Source organism: Nitrosomonas communis, from assembly GCF_024102715.1.
GTDB classification, from domain to species: domain Bacteria; phylum Pseudomonadota; class Gammaproteobacteria; order Burkholderiales; family Nitrosomonadaceae; genus Nitrosomonas; species Nitrosomonas communis_B.
The window spans coordinates 1-9,735 of the sequence record NZ_JAGFJM010000039.1; the positions used below are offsets into that span (position 1 = coordinate 1).

Genomic DNA, 9,735 nt, shown 5'->3' on the forward strand with positions numbered 1-9,735 from the left:
CAAAAACGCGCCGCCGCCTGCGCAATGGTAAGTCCTTCCTTCTTACGAACGGACAAAACTTTGCAGCGAAATGATGATGGATAAGTCATCTATGGATTGTAATCAATTTATTTGAGCTTTGCTATAACTCAGCAAACAGAATGAGCGGGAACGCAGATTCAGCCGAGCATACCTAAAAATCAGCTTTCCTGATTGGCGATGAGCAATACGGCAAGAAGCAACCAACAAAGTAAGTTTTGATTTAGAATTGAAATTAGCTTACGAAATGCTGAGCTCAAGGAGCTTAAATAATCACTCATGAAAAATGTTCTCTTAACATTCTGTATATTGGCCATCACTGCCTGTGTCAGTAAAGAAAAATTTGTCGATACATTTGATCATAAAAAAGACTGGATAGAGCTCCAAACAGAGTTACCTGCCTATCCAGAAGCTGGCAATCTGCTGGAATTCAATATCGGTCCTACTAGTAATCACCGGTATTACGTCGATGCCACTTCTATCAAGGTTGGCAAAGACGGCATTATTCGATACAGTCTGGTGGTGAAGTCGGCACAAGGTGCAGAAAATGCCACTTTTGAAGGAATACGCTGCGAAACAAAAGAAAAGAAGCGCTACGCTTTAGGCCGCAATGACAAAACTTGGGGGCAACCTCGCATTTCCAAGTGGCAAAAACTCGAAAATATCGCTCAAGACCAAGCTCAACGCGAACTTGCCAAATATTATTTCTGCCCGCGAGGTTTTCTTGTTGCAACACCAGCAGAAGCTATTCATGCATTAAAAGCTGGTATTCATCCGAAAGCGCTTCGATAAAGCAGTTTAACGCGAATTTATGAAATATCCGGGTTAAGCAGCTATTTTTCTTTCTGTTTGTCTACCATTCTCTGGAGAGATGCCATCATCTCCATAGGTAAGGGAAAAACTATCGTCGAGCTCTTTTCACCAGCGATCTCGGTGAGTGTTTGCAAATATCGAAGCAGCAGCGCCTCGGGCTGCCGTGCAAGAACCTGCGCAGCTTCCAATAAGCGTTGCGATGCCTGCAGCTCACCTTCGGCATGGATCACTTTTGCACGCCGCTCGCGCTCTGCTTCTGCCTGCCTGGCAATCGCCCTAATCATGCTTTCGTTAAGATCAACATGTTTTATTTCAACATTAGAAACCTTAATGCCCCAGGCTTCAGTTTGCTCATCCAGAATTTTCTGAATATCATTGTTGAGCCTCTCGCGGCTTGCCAGCATCTCATCCAGTTCATGCTGTCCTAGCACAGAACGTAATGTGGTCTGGGCTAGCTGACTGGTGGCCGCATTGTAATCTTCCACCTGGATGATTGCTCTTTGCGGATCAACCACCCGGAAATACAAAACTGCATTCACTTTCACCGAGACATTGTCGCGCGATATGACATCCTGAGTCGGCACATCCATGACAATAGTACGCAAATCCACTCGCACCATAGCCTGAATGATCGGAACAACAATCACCAGTCCTGGTCCTTTGACCTTCCAGAATCGCCCTAATAGAAAGACGACACCGCGCTCATATTCACGCAAAACCTTGAAAGCACCCGCCAGGAAGAAAACAACAAATCCCAAGGTCAATATCATTATTGATATCATATCTATATCTATATTCATGCTAATTCTCCTTTGAATTATCCTGATGATAGACTTCCACTTGCAGCATCAGACCTTTCATTGCAATCACATTGACTTTTTGCCCATGGTGTAATGGCACGTTGGACTTTGCGCGCCACAATTCCCCATGCACCCTAATCCATCCTTCATTGTCAAAATCATCGACTACTTCTCCAACTTCACCTATCAGTTCTTCCCTCCCACTCACGATGGGGCGTTTTCTGGCTTTCATTGCCATACTGACCACCAGTAGAAAGAATCCTGCACTCACCAGAGCAACCGTAGCAATCAGTGGGATGGAAATGCCATAACCCGGTATATCCGTATCAAGCAGCATGATCGACCCCATCACAAAAGCGACCATGCCACCAATTCCCAACGCACCAAAACTGGGTACGAACATTTCCGCCAGCATAAATACAATGCCAAGAAAAATGAGCGCCAGTCCTGCATAATTAACAGGTAATACTTGGAAAGCAAATAGTGCGAGCAATAAACAAACTGCGCCCACCACACCGGAAACGATCGTGCCTGGATTAGCAAACTCCAATATCAATCCATAGATCCCAATCAGCATCAAAATATAGGCAATATTAGGATCCGTAATAATCGCCAATAATCGCGTGCGCCAATCCGGTTCAAGTTGCTGGATATTGATTTTATGCGTTGACAACGTTACCTCTCGTCCCTGCATAGTGAAGGTGCGTCCATCGATCTTGGCCAGCAAATCGGGAATATCAACTGCGATCAAGTCGATCACACCTTCGGCCAGAGCTTCATCAGCTGTCAAGCTGACTGCCTCACGTACCGCCTTCTCTGCCCAGTCGGCATTGCGTCCGCGCATTTGCGCCAGTCCACGGATATAAGCAACCGCATCGTTAACGATTTTTTTGGTCATGGCATCTTGCGTGTCGGCCTGCTCACGCTGACTACTTCCCTGTTTCTTGTCAGATGAATCGGGAATGCCAGCAAAACCGCCTATTTTCACAGGTGTTGCTGCCCCCAAGGTCGTAGCAGGCGCCATGGCGGCGATATGGCTTGCATAAAGAATATAAGTGCCTGCGCTGGCTGCACGCGCCCCGCTGGGCGCAACAAAACTGACTACCGGGATTAGAGAGGCAATGATTTCTTGATTGATCTCGCGCATGGAAGTATCCAAGCCACCAGGCGTATTCAGCCGAATAATCACAACCTGGGCATTTTGTGTTGCGGCCATAGCAAGACCGCGTTTGATATAGTCATGGCTGGCTGGGCCAATCGCCCCATCGACATCTAGCCATAAAGCCGTACTACTCTGAGCAATAGCCGAACTTAGCCAGCATAAGAAGAACAGCGGGATAATGCAGAGTCTGATTCTTAATCGAAAAAAAACGCACTCAACTTTCTTTCTCGAACGCATTGGATCATCACCCACTTAACCAGATTTTATGAAGATACTCCCGGTTCAAAGCCAGCCATTGCAATGCGATGATTGCGCTGGCTGAAATAATTTTTCCCGAACCTAACAATGTTAGAGCATCACCGAGCGACATGACATGCACTTGGATATCCTCTCCTTCTTCCATTTTGCCATAGATCCCGCCCATCTGCGCTGAATTGACCTTACCACAAAATAATGCGATACGCTCAGTGGTGCCGCCCGGGCTAACCAAATAATCATAGAGAGGAACAATATCAAGAATGTCGCAGCCAGCTTCTTCTACCGCCTCCCTTCTCACGACATCTTCTGCGGCTTCATCTGCTTCAATAATACCAGCGACAATCTCAAGTAACCATGCTCCCGTGGCAACTGACATTGCGCCTACCCGAAATTGCTCAATCAGTACGACTTGATCCCTCACTGGGTCATAGGGAAGGATAGCAGCAGCGTGACCGCGCTCCAATAATTCACGAATAAGGGGTCGACTCCAATCGCCATTAAACAGACGATGACGCAAAGTATACCGTTCCATCCGAAAGAAACCATGGAAGCACAGTTCTTTCTGTATGATTTCCACGTCCTCATCAGTCATACCTGATTCCTCGTTAGTAAAATCGCTGGATATCTGCTTACAAAAGCACTAAATTATTTCTATGGATGAGTTCGGCTTCATCCACATAACCGAGAATAGCTTGAATTTCATGACTCGGCCGTTGCATGATTTTTTTTGTTTCCCTTGCGCTGTAATTGATCAGACCGCGTGCAATTTCACTTCCCTGTTGATCCAGGCAGGCTACCGCTTCTCCTCGTTCGAAGTCACCTCTGACATCCACCACGCCGATCGGTAATAAACTTTTTCCGTCTGTGACAAGCGCTTTCATCGCGCCCGTGTCTAAGACAACACTGCCATGAATTTGTAAATGATCAGCCAGCCATTGTTTTCGTGCAATTAGTACTGGCATGGTCGCTAATAACCGGGTGCCAATTGCTTCACCTTGCGCCAGACGGACAAGCACGTTCGCTTCTCTGCCCGATACGATAAGAGTATGCGCGCCACTTCTCGCTGCACGCTTGGCCGCAATCACTTTGCTTTGCATACCACCACGGCCAATCTCACTGCCGGCCCCTCCCGCCATAACCTCGATCTCGGGATCTCCGGCATTGGCTTCTTCGATTAATTTGGCATCCGTATCTTTACGTGGATCACTGGTAAACAATCCTGCTTGATCAGTCAGAATAACGAGCACATCGGCTTCAGTCAGATTAGTAACCAGTGCAGCCAAAGTATCATTGTCACCAAAACGTATCTCATCAATTGCAACCGTATCATTTTCGTTAATGATCGGTATGATGTTCAGTTTCAATAAGGTAGTCAGTGTGGAACGGGCATTTAAGTAGCGCTGGCGATTGGATAAATCATCATGGGTGAGCAACACTTGTGCCGTAAGCAGTTCATATTGTCCAAAGCAAGCTGCGTATGCTTGCGCCAGCCCCATTTGCCCAACTGCAGCAGCAGCCTGTAATTCATATAAGGCAGTAGGGCGTTTTTTCCAGCCCAGCCGCTGCATCCCTTCAGCTATCGCACCTGAAGAAACCAAAATAATTTCTTTTCCCATCGCTTTAAGCTGAGAAATCTGAGCAGCCCAACATGCGAGTGCATCATGATCAAGTCCCTGGCCTTGATTGGTAACAAGACTGCTTCCAACCTTAATGACGATACGACGAGCTTGTTTCAGAATTAATTGGCTCATTATTCAGCAGTCACCGCTAATTCTTGTTCGAGATAATTCATGATGGCATAAGTCAAGGTATTGCATCCTTCACCTGTTAGTGCCGAAATCCCAAACCACTTATCTCCCCACCCGAAATCAAGGATAAATCTATTACACATCGCAGCACGCTCTGAATCTGGCAGCATATCAATCTTATTTAATACTAACCAACGAGGTTTCTGATAAAGCGTCTCATCATATTTTCTGAGCTCCTCGATAAGCGCCTTCGCTTCATGAACTGGGTTGATATGCTCATCCAGCGGCACAATATCGATAACGTGAAGTAATAAACGCGTTCTTGCCAGGTGTTTCAGAAAACGATGTCCAAGCCCCACTCCTTCTGCAGCCCCCTCTACCAGGCCAGGAATATCTGCCATGATAAAACTTCGATCTTGATCCACTCTTACCACGCCTAAATTGGGATATAAAGTAGTAAATGGGTAATCCGCCACTTTGGGGCGCGCTGCCGATACTGCTCGAATCAAAGTTGATTTCCCAGCATTCGGCATTCCCAAAAGTCCAACATCTGCCAACACCTTGAGTTCCAATTTCAGTTCAAAAGCTTGTCCAGACTCACCATAGGTAAATTGCCGTGGTGCTCGATTAGTACTGGACTTGAAATGGATGTTACCCAGCCCCCCTGCTCCGCCCTTAGCCAATAGTACTTTTTGTTGATGATGCTGCAGATCCGCGATGATTTCTCCAGTAGCCATATTGGTAATCATTGTTCCTACCGGCATGCGCAGAATGATATCGTCTGCTCCTTTACCATAACAGTCCGAACCGCGCCCGTTTTCACCCTTCTTGGCTCGAAAAATCGGCGTAAACCGATATTCAACCAGGGTATTGATATTATGATCAGCAATCGCGTAAATGCTACCACCATGTCCGCCATCACCACCATCTGGACCACCCTTAGGAATAAATTTTTCCCGGCGAAAACTGGCTATACCATCGCCACCATCACCTGCAAATACTTGGATTTTTGCTTCATCAATGAATTTCATAAATCTTTCTTAATCCAGCACGCATTCTAGATACAACAATAAATAGGAATAATGCTAGGAGGTAAACATCACCAATAAAAAAAGCCCCATCATACTGAGTGGGGCTTTTTTGGAATTTGATAAATTTAAACGGGTATAATTGATACAATTTTGCGCTTAAAAATACTTCTTATACCAAATACAACCTTACCTTCAATTTTTGCATAGAGCGTATGATCTTTGCCAATGCCGACATTATCGCCAGGATGAAACTGAGTGCCACGTTGGCGTACAATAATACTCCCGGCCTTAATCAACTCTCCGCCAAAACGCTTCACTCCCAGTCGCTTGGAATGTGAATCGCGTCCATTTCGCGAACTACCACCTGCTTTTTTATGTGCCATGCCAACCCCTTGCTTCTGTTATTTACGCTGAGATGCCTGTAATCTGGATCTCGGTATAATTTTGTCGATGCCCTTGATGTTTCTGATAATGTTTACGGCGACGCATTTTAAAAATCCGTATTTTATCGTGTCGCCCGTGCCCAATAACGGTAGCATTAACCTTCGCGCTACCAAGAAATGGATTCCCTACTGAAATGTTCTCACCTTCAGAAACCATCAAAACCCGATCAATTACTAAATCACTGCCAGCTTCCACTGCTAGTTGTTCTATTTTTAATTTATTACCAACTTCTACACGATATTGTTTTCCGCCAGTTTTTATTACAGCATACATATCCTATTCATCCTCTTTCATATACCTTAAAATTATACAATTCTACGAGCATTTTGTGTGACAAATATTTAATATCTATTTGTACCATCTAGCTTGACACCTAAGCCGAGACATTTCTACCATAGTTATTTCTTCAAGGGGTTGTTGTGCCAATCGAACGTATTAGGAGCTTTATTGCTCAAGACATGAGCGCTGTTGATGCTGTTATCCGACAAAAGCTTCATTCACAAGTCGCACTTGTCCATCAGATAAGTGAATACATCATTCATAATGGAGGCAAACGACTACGACCAGCATTGGTTATTTTGTCTGCTGGCATATTTGGCTATTCTGGACAATATCACCATCATCTGGCTGCAGTAGTTGAGTTCATTCATACAGCCACGCTGCTACATGATGATGTAGTAGACGAGTCTCAGCTGCGGCGTAATAAGGCTACTGCCAATGCTTTATTTGGTAATGCAGCTAGTGTACTCGTGGGGGATTTCCTTTATTCACGTGCCTTTCAGATGATGGTGGAAATAAACAACATGCGCGTGATGCAGGTATTAGCTGATGCCACAAATACCATTGCTGAAGGTGAAGTGCTGCAATTGCTCAATTGTAGAGACCCTGAAGTAGAAGAACAGAATTATTTGCGTGTTATCCGCTTTAAAACTGCCAAACTGTTTGAAGCTGCTGCTCGTCTGGGAGCAATTATCGGCAATGCCACTCCATCCGAAGAAGAAGCTTTAGCAGTGTATGGAATGCATCTGGGCACAGCATTCCAATTAATCGATGATTTGCTTGATTATTCCGGCGATCACGAGGACACTGGCAAGAACCTTGGCGATGATCTTGCAGAGGGCAAACCAACACTTCCCCTGATTTATGCCATCCGTGCTGGCTCAGATAAGCAAGCAAACATCATCCGCGAAGCAATTACAACCGGTGGAGAAAGTGGCTTTCAAACTGTTCTAGAGATTATTCAGGAAACAGGTGCACTTGCCTATGCAAAACAGCGCGCGCAAGATGAAGCAAAAATAGCCGCAGAAGCCATCGCAGCTCTGGCTGATTCAAGTTACAAAGAATGTTTGCTACAATTGGCGCAATTTGCAGTCATGAGGAATCACTGAGGAACTTAACTGATTCCTTTTTTGCCATCAAAATAATCTTTAGTAGACTCGTCATACCTGATACATATTCATAAGATATTTCACGGGGTGTAGCTCAGCCTGGTAGAGTACTGCGTTCGGGACGCAGGCGTCGGAGGTTCAAATCCTCTCACCCCGACCAGTCTTAAATAAGGCAATCTCCCGATTATGCTGGGGAATTCCTTATTTAAGTCATTCTTTTCACGTTGTTCAAATAATTGCAGCCCAAAAACGCACCCACTAACCCATCATAGGCAAAATAGCTGCAGCAGCATGGCTTATGGACAAAACCATTACGCCAGAAATCACTCCATGTACCTTGTATCATTCAAAAGAGCCAAAGAGTAAAATTAGCAATTAATGATGCTGGATCCAGATGATCATACATGCTCTGCCCTTGCAGACAGGCAAGTTATTCAGGCACACAAACACAACCGACCTTGCTCGAATTATCAATGACATCGCAAGACACGATAGGATGATTGTTAAAATACGGTCGTTGAATTATTCAATCACGGTAACAAGTAAGCGATCATAAACACTATGTATACCTTTTTCTATTCTAGGAAAAGGTATACAAACTTTGGAGTAATCATGCAACATTTAGAAGAAATCAAAAGCATTTTAGCTACCACTCTCAATCTGGGGGAACGTAAAAATTCACTTACTGAAGATTCTGTTTTACTTGGAAATATTCCTGAGCTGGACTCAATAGCAGTAGTCAATGTCATTACCGCATTGGAAGAATATTACGATATTTCAGTAAATGACGATGAAATCAGCGCTAAAACTTTTGAGACGCTTGGCAGCCTTACTCGTTTTGTTGAACAAAAATTGTCTCACTAACTAATTAGTCAGTCTTGCCGAGTATTCACATCAACAGTTATAAGTTCGCTCCTTATAGGATTGGCCAACTGAATCAATAAAAGGCGCAAAAAAGCCACCTTCAGTCCCAGGCGAACCATTGCTCGCAACAGCCAGCACAGGTTATAACCCGCTGCGCACAGTACTGCATGGAGCGCATCGCCCAGTTTGCCCTGTAACTAGCAACGATTCATCCGATCATCTGATTTTAGGTGTTCGATTGCTGGCTCCACAGCTTGGCCATCGTAAGGATTGCCGGGAAAAGTTTTAGCACCCACGATCAACCCCCTGCTTGTGGGTAACGGTGATGCTGGCCTTGACGCCAAACTCATAGGGCTTACGCGCCTTCCCCTTTCCGATGCATTCGACTTCCGGTGCGTGCAGGGCGTAGAGCTTGTTCTTGTCTTTAGGCTGTTGCCTGTGGATTCTCTCGGCCCGTTCGAGCAGCGTGTTCAAGCGATCAAGTGATGCGGCGCATTCCATCGTCGCTGTTGTTAGCTTGCGCCTGATCTCACGCAGTACGATGCCGAGTATCGTGCGCTGCCGTTTGACAGCGCGCCGCAGTCGTCTGAATTGCCTGGCATGGGCGTAGCCGTCGGCTTTGCGACACAATACCTTGCCTTCCTTGGCAACAGTCTATTTCAAAGTGATACCAACCCGCTTGGCGGCTTGGGCTACCTTGCCGCGGGCGATCTCCAGCAGACGGCTGTCGACTGGATGGGCGATGGCCTTTTCCTGGACGGTCGTATCGACAATAACCCGCTCGAATTCCTTTGGTGTTACCGCCTTGCTCTGAACTGCAGTGTCGATTGTCGCTTTCAGCAGCGCTTCAACGCCAGCTTCACCAATTGCAGTACGAAAGCGGCCAGTCTGCGTGGCATCACAGAGTAGCTTCGGCGTGTAATACTCTTGTCCACTGAAGTATTGCCATACGACGTTCTCGGACCAGCGAGCAACAAGTTCCTCATCACTAAGATTGAACGCGTGCTTGAGGTACAACAGGGAGACCATCAGCCGCATCGGTAGACGCGGACGGCCAGCAGCACTAACACCCGCTCCAGCAATCAACCTGCGTGCTACCGAAAAGATCATCGATCTCCACCACTTGGCCTGGACGATTCGTGCGCTCAAACGCAGGTGCCAGCGCTGCTTCGGTCTGAGACCAGGGCAGTCGTCCCGCCAGCACCGCCA

10 protein-coding genes, 1 tRNA gene and 1 pseudogene are annotated in these 9,735 nt (G+C 46.1%); 4 read left to right on the forward strand and 8 right to left on the reverse strand.

What is annotated here, in order from left to right:
- Nucleotides 1–297 precede the first annotated feature (297 nt).
- Nucleotides 298–810, forward strand: a complete 513-nt coding sequence (locus J5I83_RS04020; protein ID WP_304053471.1) for a CNP1-like family protein — start codon at nucleotides 298–300, stop codon at nucleotides 808–810.
- Between the two features lie 41 nt (nucleotides 811–851).
- Here the strand turns inward: J5I83_RS04020 and J5I83_RS04025 are convergent, their stop codons facing one another.
- The 7 genes from J5I83_RS04025 to rplU all read right to left on the reverse strand — a co-directional run bounded on the left by J5I83_RS04025 (nucleotide 852) and on the right by rplU (nucleotide 6,547).
- Nucleotides 852–1,613: a slipin family protein gene (locus J5I83_RS04025; protein WP_304053486.1), complete on the reverse strand. Its 762-nt coding sequence runs from the start codon at nucleotides 1,611–1,613 to the stop codon at nucleotides 852–854.
- A 19-nt stretch (nucleotides 1,614–1,632) separates the two neighbouring features.
- A complete protein-coding gene (locus tag J5I83_RS04030; protein WP_304053473.1) occupies nucleotides 1,633–3,030 on the reverse strand; it encodes a nodulation protein NfeD in 1,398 nt (465 codons plus the stop codon).
- 7 nt (nucleotides 3,031–3,037) lie between these two features.
- Entirely contained in the window at nucleotides 3,038–3,643 is a 606-nt protein-coding gene (locus J5I83_RS04035; protein ID WP_304053475.1) for an NUDIX domain-containing protein, read from the reverse strand.
- A gap of 37 nt (nucleotides 3,644–3,680) precedes the next feature.
- Nucleotides 3,681–4,802, reverse strand: coding sequence for a glutamate 5-kinase (gene proB / locus J5I83_RS04040; RefSeq protein WP_304053476.1), 1,122 nt, complete (start codon nucleotides 4,800–4,802; stop codon nucleotides 3,681–3,683).
- Nucleotides 4,802–5,830: an Obg family GTPase CgtA gene (gene cgtA / locus J5I83_RS04045; protein WP_304053478.1), complete on the reverse strand. Its 1,029-nt coding sequence runs from the start codon at nucleotides 5,828–5,830 to the stop codon at nucleotides 4,802–4,804. Before cgtA ends, proB begins: the two co-directional genes overlap by 1 nt.
- Nucleotides 5,831–5,955: 125 nt before the next feature.
- Nucleotides 5,956–6,213 carry a 50S ribosomal protein L27 gene (rpmA, locus tag J5I83_RS04050; protein ID WP_304053480.1) on the reverse strand — a complete coding sequence of 86 codons (258 nt, stop codon included), beginning with the start codon at nucleotides 6,211–6,213 and terminating at the stop codon, nucleotides 5,956–5,958.
- A gap of 22 nt (nucleotides 6,214–6,235) precedes the next feature.
- On the reverse strand, nucleotides 6,236–6,547 hold the full coding sequence (rplU, locus tag J5I83_RS04055) for a 50S ribosomal protein L21 (protein WP_304053482.1): 312 nt from the start codon (nucleotides 6,545–6,547) through the stop codon (nucleotides 6,236–6,238).
- Nucleotides 6,548–6,693: 146 nt separating this feature from the next.
- Here rplU and ispB point away from each other — a divergent pair, with 146 nt between their 5' ends.
- The 3 genes from ispB (at nucleotide 6,694) to J5I83_RS04070 (ending at nucleotide 8,526) form a co-directional block, all read left to right on the forward strand.
- The gene (gene ispB, locus J5I83_RS04060) at nucleotides 6,694–7,662 is read left to right on the forward strand and encodes an octaprenyl diphosphate synthase (RefSeq protein WP_304053483.1); all 969 of its coding nucleotides are present in this window, start codon (nucleotides 6,694–6,696) and stop codon (nucleotides 7,660–7,662) included.
- An 83-nt stretch (nucleotides 7,663–7,745) separates the two neighbouring features.
- A tRNA-Pro gene (locus tag J5I83_RS04065) sits at nucleotides 7,746–7,822 on the forward strand.
- Nucleotides 7,823–8,274: 452 nt separating this feature from the next.
- Nucleotides 8,275–8,526 (forward strand): acyl carrier protein, encoded by a 252-nt coding sequence (locus J5I83_RS04070; RefSeq protein WP_304053485.1) that lies wholly within the window; start codon nucleotides 8,275–8,277, stop codon nucleotides 8,524–8,526.
- An 8-nt stretch (nucleotides 8,527–8,534) separates the two neighbouring features.
- On the opposite strand, the pseudogene J5I83_RS04075 reads toward J5I83_RS04070, so the two are convergent.
- Nucleotides 8,535–9,735 (reverse strand): annotated as a pseudogene (locus tag J5I83_RS04075) (IS5 family transposase); the annotation flags it as partial.